General features: G+C 61.8%; 17 protein-coding genes. 14 read left to right on the top strand and 3 right to left on the bottom strand.

The window, feature by feature from the left end:
• Positions 1-23: 23 nt before the first annotated feature.
• Positions 24-602, bottom strand: a complete 579-nt coding sequence (locus tag BerOc1_RS02555) for a type III-E CRISPR-associated RpoE-like sigma factor (protein ID WP_278248035.1) — start codon at positions 600-602, stop codon at positions 24-26.
• A 264-nt stretch (positions 603-866) separates the two neighbouring features.
• Between BerOc1_RS02555 and BerOc1_RS02560 the strand changes: the two genes are divergently transcribed.
• The 12 genes from BerOc1_RS02560 (at position 867) to nhaB (ending at position 16,309) form a co-directional block, all read left to right on the top strand.
• Positions 867-3,836 (top strand): CHAT domain-containing protein, encoded by a 2,970-nt coding sequence (locus BerOc1_RS02560; RefSeq protein ID WP_071544147.1) that lies wholly within the window; start codon positions 867-869, stop codon positions 3,834-3,836.
• 77 nt (positions 3,837-3,913) lie between these two features.
• On the top strand, positions 3,914-4,573 hold the full coding sequence (locus BerOc1_RS02565) for a tetratricopeptide repeat protein (RefSeq protein WP_165610765.1): 660 nt from the start codon (positions 3,914-3,916) through the stop codon (positions 4,571-4,573).
• Positions 4,574-4,657: 84 nt separating this feature from the next.
• Positions 4,658-5,506, top strand: coding sequence for a hypothetical protein (locus BerOc1_RS02570; protein WP_071544149.1), 849 nt, complete (start codon positions 4,658-4,660; stop codon positions 5,504-5,506).
• A gap of 69 nt (positions 5,507-5,575) precedes the next feature.
• Positions 5,576-5,836, top strand: coding sequence for a hypothetical protein (locus BerOc1_RS02575; RefSeq protein WP_071544150.1), 261 nt, complete (start codon positions 5,576-5,578; stop codon positions 5,834-5,836).
• A gap of 781 nt (positions 5,837-6,617) precedes the next feature.
• Positions 6,618-8,423 (top strand): methyl-accepting chemotaxis protein, encoded by a 1,806-nt coding sequence (locus BerOc1_RS02580; RefSeq protein ID WP_071544151.1) that lies wholly within the window; start codon positions 6,618-6,620, stop codon positions 8,421-8,423.
• Between the two features lie 195 nt (positions 8,424-8,618).
• Complete coding sequence (locus tag BerOc1_RS02585; RefSeq protein ID WP_071544152.1) at positions 8,619-8,915, top strand: hypothetical protein; 297 nt, start codon at positions 8,619-8,621, stop codon at positions 8,913-8,915.
• A 137-nt stretch (positions 8,916-9,052) separates the two neighbouring features.
• Positions 9,053-10,441: a sigma-54 interaction domain-containing protein gene (locus tag BerOc1_RS02590; protein ID WP_071544153.1), complete on the top strand. Its 1,389-nt coding sequence runs from the start codon at positions 9,053-9,055 to the stop codon at positions 10,439-10,441.
• 9 nt (positions 10,442-10,450) lie between these two features.
• A complete protein-coding gene (locus tag BerOc1_RS02595; RefSeq protein WP_071544154.1) occupies positions 10,451-10,789 on the top strand; it encodes a NifB/NifX family molybdenum-iron cluster-binding protein in 339 nt (112 codons plus the stop codon).
• Positions 10,790-11,094: 305 nt separating this feature from the next.
• Entirely contained in the window at positions 11,095-11,616 is a 522-nt protein-coding gene (locus BerOc1_RS02600; protein ID WP_071544155.1) for a CBS domain-containing protein, read from the top strand.
• Between the two features lie 26 nt (positions 11,617-11,642).
• The gene (locus BerOc1_RS02605) at positions 11,643-13,118 is read left to right on the top strand and encodes an SLC13 family permease (protein ID WP_071544156.1); all 1,476 of its coding nucleotides are present in this window, start codon (positions 11,643-11,645) and stop codon (positions 13,116-13,118) included.
• A 94-nt stretch (positions 13,119-13,212) separates the two neighbouring features.
• Positions 13,213-14,634 carry a transferase gene (locus tag BerOc1_RS02610; RefSeq protein WP_071544157.1) on the top strand — a complete coding sequence of 474 codons (1,422 nt, stop codon included), beginning with the start codon at positions 13,213-13,215 and terminating at the stop codon, positions 14,632-14,634.
• 52 nt (positions 14,635-14,686) lie between these two features.
• Complete coding sequence (gene nhaB / locus BerOc1_RS02615) at positions 14,687-16,309, top strand: sodium/proton antiporter NhaB (protein WP_071544158.1); 1,623 nt, start codon at positions 14,687-14,689, stop codon at positions 16,307-16,309.
• Between the two features lie 678 nt (positions 16,310-16,987).
• Here nhaB and BerOc1_RS02620 read toward each other — a convergent pair.
• Both BerOc1_RS02620 and BerOc1_RS02625 read right to left on the bottom strand, forming a co-directional pair.
• Positions 16,988-17,356 (bottom strand): hypothetical protein, encoded by a 369-nt coding sequence (locus BerOc1_RS02620; protein ID WP_071544159.1) that lies wholly within the window; start codon positions 17,354-17,356, stop codon positions 16,988-16,990.
• A gap of 100 nt (positions 17,357-17,456) precedes the next feature.
• Positions 17,457-17,759, bottom strand: a complete 303-nt coding sequence (locus tag BerOc1_RS02625; protein ID WP_071544160.1) for a Dabb family protein — start codon at positions 17,757-17,759, stop codon at positions 17,457-17,459.
• Positions 17,760-18,036: 277 nt separating this feature from the next.
• Here BerOc1_RS02625 and BerOc1_RS02630 point away from each other — a divergent pair, with 277 nt between their 5' ends.
• Entirely contained in the window at positions 18,037-20,691 is a 2,655-nt protein-coding gene (locus BerOc1_RS02630) for a hybrid sensor histidine kinase/response regulator (protein WP_071544161.1), read from the top strand.
• Position 20,692: 1 nt separating this feature from the next.
• The gene (locus BerOc1_RS02635) at positions 20,693-22,132 is read left to right on the top strand and encodes a sigma-54-dependent transcriptional regulator (protein ID WP_071544162.1); all 1,440 of its coding nucleotides are present in this window, start codon (positions 20,693-20,695) and stop codon (positions 22,130-22,132) included.
• Positions 22,133-22,138 lie beyond the last annotated feature (6 nt).

Consider the following 22,138-nt stretch of genomic DNA (forward strand, 5'->3'; position numbering starts at 1 on the left):
TCCGAAAAAAGTGACGCGAAACATCAAAAATCATCCTTGCCGATCCGTTCCCGGATCCATTCCCTGCACCGCTTGATCTTCTGGTTCAGCGAGTTGGATTTCATGCCCATGTCGCTCGCCATCTCCTTTTGAGTCCTGCCCTGCCGGAAATAATCGTGCAGGGAGAGGAACAGCCTGGCGCAGTTTTCCCTGGCGCCTTCGGACATCTCCTTGAGAATGGCGACCAGGCCGTCCAGGGGCTCTTCCTCCTGGTCCTCCCCGGCGACGCGGTTGTCGGCCCCGGCGTCATACGCCACGAGCGTGATGTCGTAGTTCCTGCGCAGGAGGTCCGTGACCTTGTTCCGATAGATGCTCTTGATCCACGAAACGAGTTTGGCCTCCCTGCGGCCTTCGTATTGGGGAAAGTTCCGGATGGCGCCCGCCACGGTGTCGGCGATGACGTCCTCGCGGACCTGAGAATCGAAACGGGGATACTGGCGGGCGATGTCGATTTCAATGCCGCGGACGGCCTTGCCGAAAGCTTCGGTCAGACCGCTGGGAGCGATGGGGCAGTCTCTGCAGCCTGAGCTGCGAATCAAACAATCTATGCAGAAATGGGCCACAAGTCGAATCCGGTATCCATGCGAGCTTCAACAATGGAGGTCGAGTCTCAGGTTGCACTCGTGCACCGATGTCACTTCCGGCCGAACGTCACGACTCCTTTGGTGAGCGTCGCGGAAGAAACCTTGATAGCGATGCGTCGAAACTGTATTAGAGCACTTCTAATCAGTCAAGAATATCGATAGTTATCGCATGTCGCCTCAAATGGCTATTAGATAATCGGGGAGGATGCGTTGCAACTTAGTGGCAGGAATACATATCGGATTATGACCGTCTGGCTCGCCTGTATCGTCTCGGTGCTCATCGCCTGCCCGGCCCTGGCCGCCAAGCTCCCGCAGAGCTTCTTCGCCATCAAAGCCAAGATTCCCATGATCGCCCCCGAAGGATTGCCCGCCAGGGACGCCGATCTCTACCGGCAATACTACCAGGCGCTGCACGATTGGGATGGCGAGAAGGCGCTTCCCATCATGAAGGAGCGCGTCGAGCTGGCGAAAAAGTCGATGCCGCCCAAGATACGGGCGCTGCTCCTGGCCGAGTATGCCCAGCTGCTCTTTTCCATGGGCGACTCGGATGCAGGTCTCAAGGCGGCAGAGGAAAGCCTGGGGCTGTTGCCCAAACTCGACAACCAGGGACAACGGACCGTTTCCTTCGCCTTGATCTATGTATGCCGCGACAGATTCCTCGCCGGAGACCTGACGCCGGGCGAGGCTATCCAGGGGCCGCTGTTCAAGGTGCTGAGGACCACTCTGCCACCGCAGGTCTTTCCGAAAGTGGAACGGATGGTGCTGGGGCAGGTCTACAACGCCTACAGGGAGCGATACGTGCTCTCCGACGCGCGTACCGCCATCCTGGAATCATGGCTGCTGGAAAAGCCGGATCAGATCGACCTCAAGTTTGAGAGCGAGATTCGCCTGTTGCTCGCCATCCAGTACCGGATCCGGGGCGACCTCCCGAAAATGGAAAAGCACCTGGAACGGGCACACGCCATATGGCGGGACCTGCCCGACAAGGAATATCGCCTGTACCAATATCACGCCCTGCTGGGAGACCTTTTCTTGAACTTCGGCAATCCGGAGGCCGCTCGAAAGGAGTATGAAAAGGGCTTGATTTTGGCCGAGAAGAATTATGTATCCGCGGACATGCGCGTGACCGGCCTTCAGGTGCGGCTGGCCGGGGCCCTGTTCGCCGAAGGCAAGTCCGGAGCTGCGGAAAAGCTTTGCCGGGAAGCGGTCCGGATGGTTACCGACAACCGGGGGCAGTTTTCCTACGAGGTGGCTCAGGCCTATTCGATCCTGTCCCGGATCGCGGCCCTGGACGGGGACCGGGAAAAGGCCTGGAAACGGCTGAACCGCGCCAGGGAAATCTCCGAGCGGGTCATTCCCGCCGACCATCCGGAGCGGTGGGCGAACCGCATGGCGTTCGCCCGGGACGCCCTGGCCCTGGGCCATGCCGGGGAAGCGGCAGAGGCCGCCCGGCAGGTTGTCGAGGCATGCCGCCCCCTGGGCGGCGACGACAACCCCCTGACCTTCGCGGCCCTGTCGACGCTCGGCCGGGCCGAACTCGCCACGGGCAAAAAAAAGGAAGGGTACGCGACGCTCCTTCGGGCGGAGCGTATCGGCATCCGCCAGGCGGACATGGTCCAGCGCCTGCCGTCCGAGGCCCAGCGCAAGGCGTATCTCACGTCATCCAAGGGCAACATCGAACTGCTGCTTCGCGCCGGGGACGCCTGGCTCGCCCCCGGGCAACTCTATGCCGTATGGCTCAACCGCAAGGGCGCCTTCTTCGAGTCCCAGGCCCTGTACCGGCAGGCCCTCGGAGGGGAAACCGGGGCGGAGGCGGAATTGGCCTCCCTGCGTTCCCAACTGGCCTATGCGGCGTATGCCCCCTCATCCGAAGGCCGCAACAGCCGCACTGTCATCGCCGAGCTGACGGCCAGGCGGGACGAACTCCTGCGCACCCTAAACCGGAAAAACCAAGAGTCCGGGAGGCTGGGCGTCACGCCGGAATCGCTTTCTCTCCCCGCGAATGCGGCGCTGGTGGATTTCGTCCACCTTGGCGCAACGGCAGAACAGCCCGGCGGCTATTGGGCCTTCGTGGTCCGGCCCCATGGCCGCGTCACTTTGATTGCTCTGGGGGATGCCAAGAAAGTGGATGACGCCCTCGCCGCTTGGCGCGGGGAAATCGTCAAGGGGAGCCGGGCCGACGCCTCCGTCTTGGGCGCACAGGCCCGGCGGTTGCGGACCCTGCTGGTCGCCCCCCTAACCTCGGCCCTTGTCGGAGCCCAGCGACTCCTGGTTGTGCCGGACGGTGCGCTGCAGCGGCTGCCGCTGGAGATCCTGCAAAGGGAGGACGGCTCTTTCCTGGCCGAGCATTGGCGCATCACCTATCTGGCCACGGCCAGGGAGCTGGCCCGGCCGAAAAAGCCGGGCGACGTCAATGGCGCGGTCGTCATCCTGGCCAACCCGGACTTCGGAACCACGGCCGGGGCGGGCGAGAGCGTTGCGGCGTCCCCCAAGCCCGGCGGCGACAGCCGGGTGGTGCGGTTCTCCCTCGCGCCCCTGCCGGGCACCGAGGCGGAGGGCCGGGCCATCCGGACGCTGGCCGGCAGGGACGCGCACCTCTTCACCGGGACCGCCGCCAGCAAATCGGTTCTGTTCGGCGTGCACCGTCCCAGGGTGCTGCATTTGGCCACCCACGGGTTCTTCCTGGACGACGGGGATGCCGCCGTTGACGGCGGACGGCGCTCCTTCCGCATCGAGGCGAGCGGCAACGAATCGGTCCAGGCCTGGCTGTCCCCCGCCGCCGAGCCGCTGCTCCGGTCGGGCCTGATCCTGGCCGGGGCCGCCGATGCCGGGAACGGAAACCGCCTGGCCGCTCAGGGTGTCCTCACGGCAGAGGAGGTGCTGGGACTGGACCTCGCGGGGACGGAACTGGTGACGCTGTCGGCCTGCGGCACGGGGCTGGGTGCCATCGCCGACGCCGACGGCGTGTACGGCCTGCGGCGCTCGTTTCTCCTGGCCGGGGCGCGCCATCTGGTCGTCAGCCTGTGGAGCGTTCCCGACGAGGAAACGCGGCGGACCATGGTCGACATGTATGAGCGTTTTCTTCATCAAAACATGCCGGTGGACGAGGCCTTCCACCAGGCGATGCTGGATCGACTCGCCGCAGAGCGCAGGGCGGGGCGTTCGGACAATCCCTTTTACTGGGCCGGATTCGTCATCTACGGAGTACCCTGATGCGTTGGACATGGATTCTTGCGTGTGTGCTCGTCCTTGCGAGCGTTTTGGGCGCAGCGGCGCAGGACTGCGGTTCCATGAAGAAGGACCTCAGCCGCTATGACGCCCTTCAGTTCGAGGAGGCGTTTCCCGACTTGAAATACCGGGCCATAAAAGGCGACGGGGAGGCGCAGTTCCGCACGGGCGTGATGTATCGCTTCGGCCTGGGCGTGGAGCGTGACGACGCCGAGGCGATCCACTGGCTGACGGCCGCCTCGGAGCAGGGGCACATGGCCGCTAGGTTCGGACTGGCCCAATGCCTCCAGCTGGGGCTGGATATGGACCGCTCGCCCGAGGAGGGCCTGCGGGAAGCCGCTCGACTCACCGAGGAATGCCGGAGCGGGGACCTCAACGCCTATGCAAACGAGTACCTGGGAGCCCCGGTCGCCGTCCTGCAGCGCAAGGTCGTCCCGGAGATCAATCTCGGGCAACAGGCATTGGACGGCGGCAAAGGGAACAGGGAAGAGGCGCAGGTCCACTTCCACGAGGCGGAGCAGTGGCTGGCCCGGCTGACCCACGCCGGACCGCCGGTTTCGCAAAACGCCAACGGGCTGCTCGGCCATGTATATTCTCAATATTTTCGTTATGACCTGACGCCGCTTTATCCGGATTTATACAGCAAGTCCGAGCGGATACTGAAAAACAGAACCCGCACTATCGACTTGTACCAGCGCCGAGCCACGCCAAAAACGCCATAGGCGCGTCACCTTTTCCGCGCTTGCCCGACTCCTTGTGCAGAGGCCCGACTGGGGTCCGAAAAAGCACAACACAAGGAGTCCGCAATGCGAACCACGTTTATCGTCCTTTTCTGGCTGATCCTGGCCCTGGCCGCCTCCGGCTGCGCCATGAAGAACACTGCCGAGACCTTCACCGCCGACGCGGGCGTGTCCGGCGACATCCCCTGCTTCAAGGGGAAGAAGGTCGCCGTATTCGCCCGATGGGCGCCGGACTATCCCAAAGAGCCGCTTGCTCAGCACCCCTACGTCGCCACCGGGTACAAGGACATTCTGGAGAGGACCGCGAACAACGGTTCCAAGCTCAATGAGAGCAATACAGGGCAGGCTGTGCTCTCCTCGATGCAGACCGAAAACCAGTTCCAGTATATGCTGGCTGCGGCCCTGGAAAAGGGCGGTGCCGTCCCGACCCTCGTCCTCATCAACCCCGAGGCGTTCAACGGGATAAAGAGCAGAGAGCAGAGGGAGGCCGAAGCCGCACGCCTCCTGACGGTCATCGAGCGGAAGCTGGCCGAGGATGGCTACGAGTACTTCGTCCTCGCGTCCGACCGGAAGCCCATGCCCGGCCAGAAGTCCATCCTTGAGATCGACGGGCACCACGGATCGGAAGCGCTGCGCGGATTCCTGACCCTTGGGCTGGACGCGCTGGTCGCCTCGGACACGGACACCCATACCTATTCCTGGTTTCGGAACGTGACGGTCACGGACCTGCGGCAGGGCCAGGTCATGTATGAACAGAAATTCCTGACCAACGAAAGCCGGGATATCTCCGTGCACGAGGGCAGCCTCGTCAAGACGCAGAGCAAGTACGTGGAGACGCTGCGGTTCGAAACGGACATCCACAAACAGGAAGTGCGACGGGTCGTTGATGACATGATCAAAAAGCTGAATTCGTAAGCCTAAAAATCACGGAAACATCCGCCCGACAGACAAGTTTTGCCGGGCGGCAACCAAAGGAGCAAGACAATGGACAAGGCAAAGAGCTTCATGAATTTGGCCAGCAAGCTGTTACTAATTATCTGGGGCTGCTATCTCCTGTATGACGGAGCGATCTATTGCATCTACACCATGGGCCAAGTTGTCGGATCGGAGTTTTCAATGCTGATTTCGCTCGTGTCCATCGGCGGAAAGGTTCTGGTTTGGCTCGCATTGCTCGGTTTCTGGCTGGGGACCATGCCGATCCCCGTTCCGGTCGTGCCAGCCAAGCCAGGTAAAAAACGGAAATGACCCGAAGACAGGGAGAACAATGCCAAGAGCAACAAACCTCTCTCCTTAACGTCAAGCAAATGCACCTAAGTTGGCATAGTCTGTGATTTTGACTATAAGTGGTTTAAACTACACTAAAAAAAAAGCCGGTGTGTGAAAAAATGTGTAAACTTATTTCCGAAATCACCGGAAAACATCCGGGATCACCATAGATTGTCAAATACCCCCTGCCCTGTTTGAAAAACAAGGCAGGGGGCGGCTTTTCAGAAACGCGGTGGGTACTTTTAAGAATCTTCCAAACCTTTTAGGAAAGGGTGCCTTCGTTCAAAATTATATCCTTCCAGTTGCTGAAGCTGGGTCAAAGTGGTAGGGCAAAGAACAAATACGAAGGACACGCCAAAACAAATTAGATTCATAAAATCAGCATATTGCCGCACAGTCGAAAAATAAGGACTTCCGAGTCTTCTCTTCGGCACCAGAATGAAACAGGGCCGCATCCTTGATGATGCGGCCCTTTTTCCGTTTCAGGGCCCCTCTCCGCGATGGACAGGTGAAGGAAATTCGGATACATGCCAACCAGAGAAAGCCGCGTCGGCCTTCTCTCCCGGGCGGAACGCGGGGCGCCGCGTCCCGGCGGACCAGCCGCATATGCCCGGCCCCTGTTTGGAAGACTTTTTCCCTGGTGCGCGAAGCCGGATCATTTCACCACTTTTTTCTTACCAAAGACATCTTTCCCGTATAGTATTATACAAAGTCGGACGATACCGCTGTTGTCGTGACATTCAAATATCTTGGGGGTTCAATGTTCGCCAATTTGAGCTTGAAGGTTAAAGTGCTGGCCCTGGCCCTGTTCGGGCCGGTCATCGTCGCCCTGGTGCTGTCCGTTCATCAGGCCATCCAGATCCGTGACGACGCCGAGAAGGGCATTGTCCAACAGAGCCGCGCGCTCATCCTCATGGCCGAGGCGGCGCGGAACGAAATGGCCAAAAAGCTCAACATGGGCATCATCGTGCCCTTCGACCAGCTCGACACCCCGGAGAAGCTCCTGGAGTCCATCCCGGTCATCACCGCCATCAACATGGCCAAGCAGCAGGCCAAGAAGCTGCAATACAACTTCCGGGTCCCCAAGGTCTCTCCGCGCAACCCGATCAACAAGCCCACCCCCTTCGAGAAGAAGATCCTGGCCGAACTCAAGGCCGGGAACCTGACCGAGAAGGTCATCATCGAGGACAACGCCATCCACTATTTCCGGCCCATCCGCCTGACCAAGGAATGCCTCTACTGCCACGGCGACAAGAAAGGCGACCTCGATCCGGTGGGCGGCGTCAAGGAAGGCTGGAAGGAAGGCGAGATCCACGGCGCGTTCGAAATCTCGACCTCCCTGGAGGAAGTCAACGCCAGCGTGGCCAAGGCCGAGATCTACGCCGCCCTTGAGACCGTGGCCGTGCTCCTCGCCGTGGGCATCCTGGTCTGGATCCTGGTCAAGCTGATCATCGTCAGCCCGCTCTTCCGCATCCGGACCTATGCCAAGGCCGTGGCCGAGGGCGACATCGAGGCCAAGCCCGAAGGGCAATTCGCCGCCGAACTGGGCGTGGTCAAGGAGGCTATCCAGACCATGGTCGGCAACCTCAAGGCCAAGATGTTCGAGGCCGACCAGAAGAAGGAAGAGGCCGAACAGGCCCAGGACGTGGCTGAAAAGGCCATGAAGGAAGCCAAGGATCAGGAGGCCAGGACCAACACCCTTTTGACCACCATGCAGCGCATCGCGGGTGAGGCCTCGCTCATCGCCGAGCAGGTCACCTCGGCCGCCGACGAGCTCTCCTCCCAGGCCGAGCAGGTCAGCAAGGGCGCGGATGTCCAGCGCGACCGCACCACACAGACCGCCACGGCCATGGAAGAGATGAACGCCACGGTCCTGGAAGTGGCCCGCAACTCCTCCAATTCCGCCGAGTCCGCGGCCAACGCCCGCAACCAGGCCCAGGAAGGGGCCAAAGTCGTGCGCGAGGCCATCGACGCCATCCGCGAGGTCCACGACCTGACCGCCACCCTCAAGCAGTCCATGGGCCAGTTGGGCAACCAGACCACGGACATCGGCCAGATCATGAACGTCATCGAGGACATCGCGGACCAGACCAACCTGCTGGCGCTCAACGCCGCCATCGAGGCCGCCCGCGCGGGCGAGGCCGGGCGCGGCTTCGCCGTGGTCGCCGACGAGGTCCGCAAGCTGGCCGAAAAGACCATGGACGCCACCAAGGAGGTCGGCAACGCCATCCAGGTCATCCAGGACGCGGCCGCCGCCAACATCCGCAGCGTGGACCACGCGGCCCAGGCCGTGGGGCAGGCCACCGATCTGGCCAACCGGTCCGGCGAGGCCCTGGAATCCATCGTCCACTACTCCGACGACACCTCCGGGCAGGTCCAATCCATCGCCACCGCGGCCGAGGAACAGTCGGCCGCGTCCGAGGAGATCAACCGGGCCGTGGAGGACATCAACCTCATCGCCTCGGAAACCGCCGAGGGCATGAACCAGTCCGCCGAAGCCATCAACGAACTGGCCCGGCTGTCCGGCCAGCTCCTGAAGCTTATCGAGGAAATGAACGCGCATTGAGAATGCGTGCCCGATATGAAATGAGGACGGGGGTCGCAGCGATGCGGCCCCCGTTTCTTTATAAAATATAAACACAATCCTTTTAGCTGTTTACATCCTGACCGCTCACATATTAACGTCTTGTCAGTTTTGAGGAGTGTTTTGAATGGGATAATGGAGAAAATTCCTTATCGCTCAACTATGCAAGGAGATGGCATGGCACAAACAGTAATGCTGAAGAATTCGGAAAACGGAATAGTGAAAAAGGGATTCGTCGGTTTCAGCTGGACCACCTTTTTCTTCGGAGGTTTCCCGGCTCTCTTCCGCGGAGACATCCTGACCGGCCTCATCGTGATCGTGATCAACATCCTGACCATGGGGATCGGAGGCATCATCTGGGCCTTCTTTTACAACAAGTCCTACACGACAAAGCTGTTGGAGAAAGGATATAAATTCGCGGACTCCGAGGGGGTGACAGCCATGGCAAAAGCCAAGCTCGGCATAGCTGGCTGACCTTCCGAATGACCGCACCAGGCCTCCTCCGGGAGGCTTTTTTCTGCACGACGGAATTCTGAGACCGCTTGTCATCGCGTGAACGTTTCATTATGGTTCACAAACTGACGAACCGACGCGCAACACAGGGGAATTCCATGGCCATAACCGACCCGGCCGCTTTAATACGGAGTCTGTCGAACAAGCAGGGACTTGCGGCTCTGCTGGACGTCCTGCCGCTGGGCGTGGCCATCATGGACCGGGACGGAACCCTGCTCGCTGTCAACCAGAACTACGAGTCCCTGACCGGGGTGACGGGCGAACAGGTGCTCGGCATCCGCTGCCTGCACGCCCTGCGCTCGGACTACTGCATGCGCAACTGCCCGGTGCTGGGCGGGTGGACCGACAAGCGTACGCGCACGCTGGAGGCCAACATCATCAACCGGGACCGGGAAAAGGTCAGCGTGCACCTGACCCTGGCCCCCCTGGTGGCCGAGGACGGGTCCATCCGGGGCGTCATCGAGACGTTGATGCCCGCGTCCACGCACGCCATGGACGAGATCGTCAGCGGGGTCTCGGGCCTGGGCGAACTGGTCGGGCGCAGCCCGGAGGTGCGCAAGATATTCGCCATGACCCCGTCCATCGCCCAGACGGACTCCCCGGTGCTGATCACCGGGGAGACGGGCACGGGCAAGGACATGCTGGCCGAGGAGATCCACAAGGAATCGGACCGGGACGGGCCCTTCGTCAAGGTCAACTGCGGCGCCCTGCCCGTGCCCCTGCTCGAGTCCGAGCTGTTCGGCCACGCCAAGAACGCCCTGCCCGGCGCGGACCACGCCAAGCCCGGCCGGCTGCGCATGGCCCACGGCGGCACGCTGTTCATCACCGAGATCGGTGACCTGCCCCTGCCGTTGCAGACCAAGCTGCTGGCCTACATGGACGACCACGCGGTCCGGCCCATCGGCTCGACCAAGGTGGTCCACACCGACGTGCGCATCATGGCCGCCAGCCACTACGACCTGGAGGATATGGTCCGGCGCAAGCGGTTTCGCCGCGACCTGCTCTACCGGCTGAACGTCATCCGTCTGCACCTGCCGCCCCTGCGCGAGCGGGGCGAGGACCTGCTCCTTCTTCAAGACCACTTCCTGAAGATGTTCCAGGTTCGCTACGGCAAGAAGGTGGACCGCTTCTCCAAGAACGTGGAGACACTGCTGCGCTCCTACGAGTTCCCGGGCAACATCCGGGAGTTACGCAACCTGATCGAATACGCGGTCAACTTCTGCGACACCAACGTGGTGCGCATGCGCCACCTGCCGGGCTACCTGCTCCACGGGCCGAACCTGCCCGAGAACCTGTCCGTGCCGCCCAGGGCGCCGGAAAACGGGGCGGTCCGCGCGGCCCCGCCCGAGCGCTGGGAGGACGTGCAGCGCAAGATGATCCTGGAGGCCCTGGTCAAGACCGGCGGCCGCAAGTCCAAGGCCGCCGAGCTGCTCGGCTGGGGCCGCTCCACCCTGTGGCGCAAGATGAAACACTTCGGCATCGAATAGGCGGCTCCCATGGAGAATATCCTCATCCCCCTGATGGACAACGAACTGTCCCCCCGCTTCGACCTCGCCCCGGAGATCCTGATCATCTCCATCACCCGCGAAACCAGCGCCATGGGCACCCTGAGCGAGCGGATCGTCAACCTGGAAACCCCGTCCGCCGAGGCCATGTACCGTCTGGTCATGGCCGAGAATATCCAGACCATCATCTGCGCGGGCATCGAGAACGAGGTCTACGAATTCCTCAAACGCAAGGGGATCAAGGTCGTGGACAACGTCTGCGGCCCGGTGGACCCCATTCTCGAGGCCTATCTGGCCGGACGGCTCTCCCCAGGCCAAAATTATTTCTGACCCGTCGTTTCGTACCGTTTTGTTTCATTGTGACACGGAACGCTGTTCCAAAACAGTTCCAAAATGTTTCAAATCGTTCTTGCGAAAAGTTTCACGTGATACGCTTGACGCAAGGAACCAATTGCTATCTATAGAAACGCGGACCAGATGACCGTTTCAGGATGCGAACCTTGTTCGCGCCGCATCGATGGGGGTCGATGCCGGTGGGACGGTCCACGGCTTCGTTTCACAAAGGACGTTCCGCTTCCCGTTGAAGCGGACGTCCCGGTCTTGTGCAAACAGTACTTCTCGGGAGGAAGAATTACATGAAAGTCAAAGAACTGATGACCCCGGTGGGCGACTATCAGACACTGGGCACGGACGCCACGCTCGGCGACGTCGTCGCCGTCCTGCAACCCGGCAGCCACCGGGACATCCTCATCGTGGACGGACAGGGCGCCTTCGCCGGGATCCTGACCATGTCCGACATCATCACCGCGCTGGAACCCAACTACAAAAAACTCTTCAAGAAAAATCTGCAAAGCGAGACCCTCTCCAACCGCTACGTCGCCGAGCAGTTCAAGGAATTCAATCTCTGGTCCGACACCCTGACCAACATCTGCGCCCGAGGCGTGAAGATCAAGGTAACGGACGCCATGCACGTCCCCGAGGAAGGCCATTACATCAATGAGGACAACGACCTCGAATACGGCGTGCACATGTACATGGTCGGCACGCCCCAGCCGCTGATCGTCCGCGACAACGGCCGGGTCACCGGCGTGCTGCGCATGTCGGACGTCTTCAATGAAATCATCGGCCGCATGCACACCTGCGCCATGGCCGACTAGGCCCCGGGCCCAACGAGGAGACAATCATGGAGACAGCTCGTACCGAAAAAATCGCCTTCGATTGGAAACGCCTGGTGTTCATGCTCACGGGCGTCCTGCTTTTCGCCATCGTCTACTGTAGCGCGCCCTGGCCCGACGCCATCGACCCCATGGGCGAACACTTTCCCCTGTCGGTCCAGGCCAAGGGCGCCATCGCCGTGTTCCTGCTGGCCGGGACCTGGTGGGTCTTCGAAGTGGTGCCCATCGGCGTCACCTCGCTGATGATCGGCATCCTCCAGGTCATGTTCCTGATCCGTCCGGCCAAGGTGGCCTTCAAGGACTTCATGGACCCGTCGGTCCTGTTCATCTTCGCCTCCATCATGATCGGCCTGGTCTTCACCAAGACCGGCCTGACCAAGCGGCTGGCCTACAAGATGCTCGACATCGTGGGCGAACGCACCTCGATGATCTATCTCGGCGTGTTCGTGGTCACCGCCGCCCTGACCCACATCATGGCCCACACCGCCGTGGCCGCGACCATCTACCCGCTGCTGCTCGCCATCTACGCCCTGTACGGCGAGGGCGACAGGCCGACCAAATTCGGCAAGGGGCTGTTCATCGGCATGGCCTACGTGGCCGGCGCGGGCTCCGTCGTCACCCTGCTCGGCGCGGCGCGCGGCGCGGTGGCCCTGGGCTTCTTCAAGGAGATCGTCGGCGTGGACGTCGGCTTCTTCCAGCTGACCTACTACATGGCCCCCATCGGCTGGGGCATGACCTTCCTGCTGTGGGGCTTCTTCATGATCGTGTGCAAGCCCGAGAAGGACCGCATCCCCGGCCTGCGCGAAAAGGCCCGCGAGCTCAACGCCAAGATGGGCGGCCTGACCCGCAACGAGATCCTGGCCGCGATCATCGTGGCCACGGTCATCATCATCATGTCCCTGCGGGCCTTTGTCCCGGCGCTCAAGGCCGTGGACAAGACCGCCATCATCCTCTGCTCCTCGGTCCTCTTCTTCATCTTCAAGATCCTGGACCTCAAGGATTTGGAGGACATTCCCTGGAACATCATCCTGCTCTTCGCCGGGGCCATGTCCATCGGCTTCTGCCTGTGGGAGACCGGCGCGGCCAAGTGGATGGCCGTCAACTGGCTGGTCATGTTCCAGGACGCCAACTGGTTCGTCTTCGTCATGTCCATCGCCTTCTTCGTGATGATCATGACCAACTTCATAATGAACGTGGCGGCCATCGCCATATCGCTCCCCGTGGCCCTGGTCATCGCCCCCTACCTGGGCGTGGCCCCCGAAGTCATCCTGTACGCCTCGCTGGTCATGGCGGGCATGCCCTTCCTGCTCCTTGTGGGCGCAGCGCCCAACGCCATCGCCTACGACTCCGGCCAGTTCACCACCGGTGAATTCTTCGGATGGGGCATCCCGGCGTCCCTGCTGCTGATGGTCCTGGTCGGCCTCGCCGTCCTGGTCATCTGGCCGATCATGGGCATGCCCATCACCCTCCCGGCCGGAGGCTAGGCTGCCCAGGACGTATCCCGTAGTTACCACAAACGGCTGCCGCGCCCACGCTCGGCAGCCGTTTGTGCAACAACCTTCAACAACGGTGAGCCACATGGAAAAACTCGAAGAACTGTTCGATCACATAGCGTCCAGGGTGAACGTCAACCTCAAGCCCATGGGCATTGACGTCCGCTCCATTCTGCAGAACTCCATCCCGCGTGAACGCCACATCCTCTATTACGCGTTCTACGCCCTGACCGAGGACCACCCCATCAGCTTCAAGTTCAAGAACTCCAACCTCGCCGGGACCTACTTCCTGGGCAAGACCCTGGTGGACAGCTCGGTCCTGTACAAGTCCAACGTGCGCGGCGACGAGCTCAAGCGCAAGGGCGACGTGGTCGAGTTCAACGGGGTCAAGACCAAGCTCTTCTACGACGAGGTCATCCGGATCATCAATTCCTACCTGGTCAAGACCCTGGTCCACAACAACTCCAAGAACCCGGAGACCCCCGAGGTCTTCCGCATCCTCAACTCGGCGGCCATGCACTACTCCAACATCCACGGGACCACGCTGGAGGGCGTGTACCTCGGGGCGTTCGCCACGGCCGACCTGTCGATCATGCACAACTGCGTCATCGGCGACTTCGCCTACGTCCAGGCGGGCGACCTCTCCCGGCTGACCGTGGAGCCCGGCCGCGTGTGGATCAAATCCGGCGACTTGTTCGAGTTCAACTACATCTATCCCGAGGGGGTCATCGAGCAGTACGTCAAGCTGGACGAAAACGGGCATTTGACCGGCAAGTTCGTGGACTACGTGGACGAGTTCAAGGAGGACTTCGTGCCCATCTACTCCACGGCCCGGCCCGAGACGGACTTCAAGGTCCCGGACACGGCCTACGTCTCGCCCTATGCGGTACTCAAGGGGCGGTGCGTGGTGGGCGAGAACGCGCTCATCGTGCAGCGCGCCCACGTGGAGGACTCGATCATCGGCAAGGGGTCCAACGCCCAGGAGAACTGCTACATCAAAAATTCCGTCTACGAGGGCAACGACGTCACCGCGCACGGCGGCAAGGTCATCTGGGCCACCGTGGGCGAAAACGTCTTCGTGGGCTTCAACTCCTTTGTCCACGGCAGTCAGGACTGCCCCATCACCATCGGCCGCGACTCCATCGTCATGCCCCATACCATCATCGACCCGCAGGAATGCATCATAATTCCGGACAACTCGGCTGTCTGGGGATACGTCACCAAGCAGGCCGACCTCGAAACTCAATGCATGGACCTGGACAAGATGGCCGCGCTCACGGACCTCACCCTGGGCAACGCCACCTTCAAGGGCGACGGAAAAGCTTTCGTCGACGCGTTCAGACACCGCGTCGACCACATACGTGAAGAGAACGGCGCATACTTCGACGGGTCCGACAACACCCGCGGACATGCCCAAAAAACACGGGATGCAGCCTTCAATATCCTTCAGCCCTTCCAATCGGGCCCGGATGCTGGCATGTATCCCACTATGACTATCGGGGACTAGATCTTGCCTTCGAGACAGATCCCGGCAATCCAATCATCAGGAGTAACCGAACATGCCTCAGACACTGACACAGGCCTTTAGCAGAAACTTCCTCGGCAATGCGCCCAACTGGTACAAAATGGCCATTGTCGTATTTCTGGTCATCAACCCGATCCTCATGCTCACGGCCGGGCCGTTCATCGCGGGCTGGGTCCTCATCGCCGAGTTCATCTTCACCCTGGCCATGGCGCTCAAGTGCTACCCGCTGCCCGCGGGCGGCCTGCTGGCCATCGAGGCGGTCATTATGGGCATGACCTCGCCCAGAACCGTCTACCATGAAGCCCTGACCAACTTCCCGGTCATTCTGCTCCTGATCTTCATGGTCGCGGGCATCTACTTCATGAAGGACTTTCTGCAGTACACCTTCACCCGCATTCTCACCCGGGTGCAGTCCAAGATAGTCATCTCCCTGCTCTTCTGCTTCGCGGGCGCTTTCCTGTCCGCCTTCCTGGACGCCCTGACCGTCACCGCCGTGATCATCGCCGTGGCCTACGGGTTCTACAACGTCTATCACCGGTTCGCCTCGGGCAAGACCCCCAACTGCGCCCACGACCTGTGCGACGACATCGCCATCAAGGAGCATGAGCGGAACGACCTCAAGGAATTCCGCGCCTTTCTGCGCAACCTGATGATGCACGGCGCGGTCGGCACCGCGCTGGGCGGCGTGTGCACCCTGGTGGGCGAGCCCCAGAACCTGCTCATCGGCGAGGTCATGGGCTGGCATTTCGTGCCCTTCTTCCTGAACGTGGCCCACGTTTCCATGCCGGTCCTGGCCATCGGTCTGCTGACTTGCGTGATCGTCGAGAAATTCCACATCTTCGGCTACGGCGCGAAACTGCCGGGCAACATCCGCTCCCACCTGCTCGAGACCGCCATCGAAATGGAATCCAAGCGCGGCTTCCAGGGCAAGGCCCAGCTCATCGTCCAGGCCCTGATCGGCGTCTGGCTCATCCTGGCCCTGGCCTTCCACCTGGCCGAGGTCGGCATCATCGGCCTTTCGGTCATCGTCTTCCTGACCGCCTTCAACGGCTTTGTCGACGAGCACCAGCTCGGCCCGGCCTTTGAAGAGGCCCTGCCCTTCACCGCCCTGCTCGTGGTCTTCTTCTCCATCGTCGGCGTCATCCACGACCAGCACCTGTTCGCCCCGGTCATGCACCTGGTCCTCGGCCTGGAGGGCCAGGCCCAGCTCGCCGCATACTACACGGCCAACGGACTGCTCTCCATGATCTCGGACAACGTGTTCGTGGCCACGGTGTATATCTCCGAAACCAAAATCCACTTCGTCCAGCTCCTGGCGAGCGTCCCGGGCGTGACCGACGCAGCGGCCCTGATGGACAAGCTGACCGACCCGCACCTGGTGCGCACGGACGTCATCGCCTCCCTGCCCGCCGGCATCCAGGACCAGGTCGCCAAGATGATGACCCACTTCGACCACCTGGCCGTGGCCATCAACACCGGCACCAACATCCCGTCCGTGGCCACTCCCAACGGACAGGCCGCCTTCCTGTTCCTGCTGACCTCGGCGCTCGCCCCGGTCATCCGCCTGTCCTACGGCCGCATGGTCGTCCTGGCCCTGCCCTACACCATCACCATGTCCATCACCGGCCTGGCCGCCACCTACTTCTTCTCCTGGTAGCCACCGGTACGACCGCAATTCGAAAGGCCCCGCACCAGCGGGGCCTTTTTTTGCCCTCTCGCCCTTTTCCGGCAAGGGTGAATGTCCGATTCTCCGGACACGCTTGTGCAGGAACCGGCTGGCGAATGCACTATTCTGCGCACGTTCGACACGATCGGCAACGCGTTGTGCAGACATTTTAACAAAACAACGGGGAATGCCGAGGGCGAATGCCGGAAAGCCGGAACGCGATTTCGAAACACGGCTTTCGACGCGTATTATGCCAAAAGGACGAGCGGTTATTCCCGGCAACCCGCGGATTGTCGCGGAATCGGGCAGCGACGTCTTGCGATGCCGCCGGAGCCCGCCGCCAACATGCGGCTTACGGTCCAGGCAACGGAGGACTCAGTGGCGTAATCGGTTCCACCCTCAGCGGCAACGACCTTACTTGCGGAATTTTCTGGCAAAAGCGAAACGTGCCCTCGCGGCTCCGCACCAGGCCTGGCAACATCCGGCCGGGAGCCGTCCGCCGTTTTCCCGCTCCAGGCGCGGCATCCGGCCGCGCGACCGCCCGGCGGCGGGATCAGGCCAAAAGAAAAGGCGCACCCGCCATGGTACTGGCGAGTGCGCCGGGCAGTCCGTTTTTCCGGACACGGAAGGCCGTACGGACCGCCTGCGCGGCCCGGTACGACCCGAATGTTAGGCGTCCAGCTTGGGCGAATTGTCCAGATGCTCCTTGCACAGCCAGACGATGGACTGGCTCTCGGTATCGAAGTGGGGGCTGACGCCGCGCGTGGCGCCGCAGACCGCGCAGCGGTACTCGTTCTCGCACTTCGGATAGCACTCGATGGAATTGAGCATCTGGTTGAAACGGCTGATGATCGGAAACATGGGATGGTCCGCGTGCCGTTTACGATCCTTGCTGTTCAACTTGCCGTTGTCGTTTACCTTGACGGTAATCATCCTGGACCGGTTGATCAGGCCTTCCTTCTTGTTCATCACCACTTTGGTGGGTTCTTCCCAGCGGCAGATGATCCGCTTCCGCTCCTGGTCAAAACGCATGGACATGGCGTCCTCCTTGACGCGGCCTTCCTTCCCTCTCAGGCCGCGTGGGTTAGGATTCACCCCTCGTGTTGCGGTCCGCCGGAATCATCCCGGCCAGACCTCCCTAAATCATGTAATCAACTGCCTTGCGGCCCGAGGCGACCTTCTTGATGAAGGCGACGCAGGCCTGGTGCTCCGGGTGATCCTGATAGTGGTTCAGGGCATCCACATCGTCGTGCTCGGAGCACAGAATCGCGTGGCACTCCGGGTCGGCGGCCACGATGTCCGCGCTGACCTCGATATGCCTGAGCCCCTCGATGCGCCCCATGAGCGCCTCCAGGATTTCCTTCATCTTTGCGCCGTTTTCCTTGGCTGTCCGGCCTTCGGCCTCATCCTTCAATGTCCACATGACGATGTGTCTGACCACTTGAACTCTCCTTGAAGTGTAACAATTCAAACAAGATGCACAAAACGGCGTGCGATAGACACTTGTTTACACAAAACAGTGTAATCACGGTTTACCATTTTGTCACCCCAATTCTCGGAAATATATCATTCCCTTGACCGATTTTCCGGGAGAAGGTGATGCCGCCCGGAGCGCGCCGCCTTGACTTTGGAGCGCAAAGGCCCAACCTTTGCATGCGCCCAGGCAACGCCGTTTGCGTGATTTTCCTTATGCACGAGAAATGCCAAAAAGAGCCACAATGCGTAAAATACTCTGTCTGACCCTGCTGCTTTCCTGCCTCTGCGTCCTGCCCGCCCGGCCGGTCCTCGGCGCGGTCGAAAAACCCAAGAAGAGCGTCCTCTGCCTGAACTCCTATCACCACGGCTACCAGTGGTCCGACGCCATCATGCGCGGCATCCGCTCGGTCCTGGAGAACAGCCACTACAAGATCGACCTCCAGATCGAGTACATGGACGCCAAGCGATACAACTACGAGGACGTCACCCGCATGCTCCTGCGGCTGTACAGGGAGAAGTTCAAGAACGAGAAGTTCGACCTGATCATGACCTCGGACAACGACGCCTATTCCTTCGTCACCCAGTACCGGGACATCCTTTTTCCGGGTGTGCCCCTGGTCTACTGCGGCGTGAACTTCCTGAACACAGACGACACGGACTCGGACAACGCCACGGGCGTCATCGAGAGCTTCGACCTGTCCAAGACCCTGGACGTGGCCCTGCGCCTGCACCCGGACAAACGGCGCATCGTCGTGGTCGGCGACTCCTCCACGGCCGGAGCGGCCATCAAGCGCCAGGTCCAGAACCAGCTGGCGCGCTACAAGACGCCGCTGGACACCGAGTACTGGACCGACATGTCCCTCGTAAACGTGCTCGACCGGGTGGCCCACCTGCCCGAAGACACCTTTCTCTTCTTCATTCCCTACTACCAGGTCATCGACGGCCGCTTCCTGACCGCCGAGGAGGCCATGCAGGCCATCTACGCCCGGTCCCCGGTGCCCATCTACACGGCTTGGGAGTTCCTGGCGGGCAACGGCGCGGTGGGCGGGAACATGCTCTCCGGCTACCTGCACGGTAAACGGGCCGCCGAGATTTCCATGGAGATCCTGGACGGCAAGCCTGCGGACGACATCCCCGTGTTCCGCGAGACCACCGGGCAATACATCTTCGACTACCAGGTCATGCAGCGGCTTCACCTGGACATGGACCTGCTGCCCGAGGGGAGTCACATCATCAACGCTCCCAAGGCGTTCTACGAACTCTCCAAGGAAGTTTTCTGGACGATCATGGTCAGCTTCGTCCTGCTGGTCCTGGTCCTCATTTTCCTGACCCTGACCATGCTCGAGCGGCGCAAGGTGGAGCGCAAGATCAAGGACCAGCTCGCCTTTCAGGAGACCCTCATGGATACGGTTCCGCAACTGGTGTCCTGGAAGGACGCTGACGGGCGCTACCTCGGCACCAACAGGGCCTTCTCGGAGTTCTTCGGTCTGGAGCACGGGACGGGCATGGCCAACCGGAACACCCACGACGTCATCCAGGACCTGGAGTATGCGTCCTGGGAATCGGGCGCGGACAAGTCCGTCATCCGCAAGGGCCAGGCCTTCCGCAAGGAGCGGCGCAAGCTGGCCGACGCGGCGGGCAATCCGGCCTGGATCGAGGTCACCAAGGTGCCCATCAACGACCGCTCGGGCCAGATCGTGGGCGTGCTCTCCATGGCCGACAACATCACCACCGAGCTGAACCTGGAAAAGCAGTTGCTGCAATCCCAGAAGATGGAGGCCATCGGCACCCTGGCCGGCGGCATCGCCCATGATTTCAACAATATCCTGACCAGCATCATCAACTCCACCGAACTGGCCGTGGGCGACCTGGACCCCGAGTCCATGACCACCAGGGACCTGGAGCGGGTGCTCAAGGCGGCCCGGCGCGGCGGCCGGGTGGTCAAGCAGATCCTGGCCTTCAGCCGCCCCTCCACCGAGGGGTTCCGGCCCACGGACGTGGGCGCGGTCATCACCGAGGCCATCGGGCTGCTGGAATCCTCCATGCCCCGCAAGATAGAGGTCCGCTCCAGCATCAAGGAGAACCTGTCCTGCGTGAACGCGGACCCGACCCAGATTCACCAAGTGGTCATGAACCTGTGCACCAACGCCTTCCACGCCCTGCGCCGCACGGGCGGGACCATCGAGGTCCGCCTGGACCAAGCCGAGGTCTCGGGCGAGGAAGCGGACATCCTCGGGCTGTACCCGGGCGAGTACGTCCGCCTCGTGGTCGAGGACAACGGGCCGGGCATCCCCCAGAACATCGTGGACAAGATTTTCGACCCGTTCTTCACCACCAAGGACAAGACCGAGGGCACCGGGCTGGGGCTGGCGGTCGTCCACGGCATCGTGCGCAGCCACAAGGGCGGCCTGCTGGTGGGCCCGCGAGAGGGCGGCGGCACGACCTTCTCCATCTACCTGCCCAAGGGCGACGCGGACCTGTGCAGCGACGTGGACCTGACCGGAGTGCCGCACAACCTGGGCGCGCACATCCTGTTCGTCGAGGACGACACCGACCAGCTCCAGACCACGCCGCGCCTGCTCGAGACCATGGGTTACGTGGTCGAAGGCCAGGAGAGCCCGCTGTCGGCCCTGCGCAGGGTCAACGACATGCCCGGCGAATTCGACCTGGTCATCACCGACTACGACATGCCCGGCATGAGCGGAACCCAGCTGGCCCGGCGGCTGGCGGTCATCGAGCCGGGGTTGCCCGTGATCCTCATTTCCGGCCGCGAAGACGCGGTATCCGCAGCCGTGGACTTGCCGAACATCCGTCTCGTGGTTATCAAGCCCTATGACAAGCAGGACTTGTCCAGAGCCATCAGCACGGTGTTGAGCGAGGAAAAGCAAGGGGAGTGACGTGGCGGAGATACTGATCATAGATGACGACCTCGATGTCTGCGAGACCATGGAGAGCCTGATCACCAGGCTGACCCATGAGTGCGTCTCCGCCCACACCCTGGACTCCGGGCTGCGGATGATGCGCAAGAAGGCCTTCGACGTGATCTTTCTCGACGTCCGGCTGCCCGACGGCAACGGGCTGGACATCCTGCCCGAGATCATGGCCATGCCCGATCCGCCCGAGGTCATCATCCTGACCGGCAAGGGCGACCCCGACGGCGCTGAGCTGGCCATCCGAGGCGGGGTCTGGGACTACCTGCTCAAGCCGTCCAGCATCCGCGAGATTTCCCTGACCCTGGGCCGGGCGCTCAAGTACCACGAGGAAAAGCGCGGCCGCGACGGCGACCGGGGCCTGGAACTGAACGGCGTGGTCGGCGACAGCCCGGTCATCAAGGTCAGCTTCAACCTCCTGTCCCAGGCGGCCCGGTCCGAGACCAACGTGCTCATCACCGGCGAGACCGGCACGGGCAAGGAGCTGTTCGCCTCGACCATCCACGCCAACTCCAAGCGCAAGTCCGGCACCTTCGTGGTCGTGGACTGCGCCGGGCTGACCGAATCCCTGCTGGAATCCACCCTGTACGGCCACCGCAAGGGAGCCTTCACCGGGGCCCAGAGCGACCGCATCGGTCTGGTCAAGCTGGCCGACGGCGGCACCCTGTTCCTGGACGAGGTCGGCGAGATGCCCCTGTCCATGCAGAAGGCCTTTTTGCGCGTCCTGCAGGAACGGACCTTCCGCCCGGTGGGCGACACCCGCGAGCAGACCAGCGACTTCCGCCTGGTGGCGGCCACCAACCGGGACCTGGACGAGATGGTCGAAAAGGGGACATTTCGGTCGGACCTGCTGTACCGCCTCAAGACGATGCACATCCACCTGCCGCCCCTCAGGGAGCGGCCCGAGGACATCAAGTCCCTGTGCACCTATCGCGTCAGCCAGCTCTGCCGCCAGTACAGCATGCCGCCCAAATCCTTCGGCTCGGACTTCAATCCGGCCCTGGAGAGCTACGACTGGCCCGGCAACGTGCGTGAGCTGTTCAACATTCTGGAGCGGGCCGTGGTCACCTCGGGCAACGAAAAGACCCTCTACGCCATGCATCTGCCGCGCGAACTGCGCATCCAGATCGCCAAGGCGCAGATCGAGCGCATGACCAATGCCGCGCCCGAAGAGGAGCCGCCCGCGCCCTATACGGAGCCTGTCCGAAAAATCGGACAGGACATCTTCGAGGACATCTTCGAACAGGAGCTGCCCACCCTGCGGGATTTCAAGAGCACGGCCGAGAAGGTCTACCTGGGCGAGCTCATCCGCCAGTGCGACGGCGACCTGCCGCGCATCCTCGAGGTCTCCAAGCTCTCCCGTTCCCACTTCTACGGCCTGCTCAAGAAGTACGGCCTGTCCCTCTAGGAGATT

Origin of the sequence: Pseudodesulfovibrio hydrargyri (genome assembly GCF_001874525.1) — a bacterium.
Taxonomy (GTDB): Bacteria; Desulfobacterota; Desulfovibrionia; order Desulfovibrionales; family Desulfovibrionaceae; genus Pseudodesulfovibrio; species Pseudodesulfovibrio hydrargyri.

Bases quoted from the DNA above. Each gene is read 5' to 3' on its own strand.
- BerOc1_RS02560 (WP_071544147.1), top strand. From the start codon at position 867: ATGACCGTCTGGCTCGCCTGTATCGTCTCGGTGCTCATCGCCTGCCCG.
- BerOc1_RS02565 (WP_165610765.1), top strand. From the start codon at position 3,914: ATGAAGAAGGACCTCAGCCGCTATGACGCCCTTCAGTTCGAGGAGGCG.
- BerOc1_RS02570 (WP_071544149.1), top strand. From the start codon at position 4,658: ATGCGAACCACGTTTATCGTCCTTTTCTGGCTGATCCTGGCCCTGGCC.
- BerOc1_RS02575 (WP_071544150.1), top strand. From the start codon at position 5,576: ATGGACAAGGCAAAGAGCTTCATGAATTTGGCCAGCAAGCTGTTACTA.
- BerOc1_RS02580 (WP_071544151.1), top strand. From the start codon at position 6,618: ATGTTCGCCAATTTGAGCTTGAAGGTTAAAGTGCTGGCCCTGGCCCTG.
- BerOc1_RS02585 (WP_071544152.1), top strand. From the start codon at position 8,619: ATGGCACAAACAGTAATGCTGAAGAATTCGGAAAACGGAATAGTGAAA.
- BerOc1_RS02590 (WP_071544153.1), top strand. From the start codon at position 9,053: ATGGCCATAACCGACCCGGCCGCTTTAATACGGAGTCTGTCGAACAAG.
- BerOc1_RS02595 (WP_071544154.1), top strand. From the start codon at position 10,451: ATGGAGAATATCCTCATCCCCCTGATGGACAACGAACTGTCCCCCCGC.
- BerOc1_RS02600 (WP_071544155.1), top strand. From the start codon at position 11,095: ATGAAAGTCAAAGAACTGATGACCCCGGTGGGCGACTATCAGACACTG.
- BerOc1_RS02605 (WP_071544156.1), top strand. From the start codon at position 11,643: ATGGAGACAGCTCGTACCGAAAAAATCGCCTTCGATTGGAAACGCCTG.
- BerOc1_RS02610 (WP_071544157.1), top strand. From the start codon at position 13,213: ATGGAAAAACTCGAAGAACTGTTCGATCACATAGCGTCCAGGGTGAAC.
- nhaB (WP_071544158.1), top strand. From the start codon at position 14,687: ATGCCTCAGACACTGACACAGGCCTTTAGCAGAAACTTCCTCGGCAAT.
- BerOc1_RS02620 (WP_071544159.1), bottom strand. From the start codon at position 17,356: ATGTCCATGCGTTTTGACCAGGAGCGGAAGCGGATCATCTGCCGCTGG.
- BerOc1_RS02630 (WP_071544161.1), top strand. From the start codon at position 18,037: ATGCGTAAAATACTCTGTCTGACCCTGCTGCTTTCCTGCCTCTGCGTC.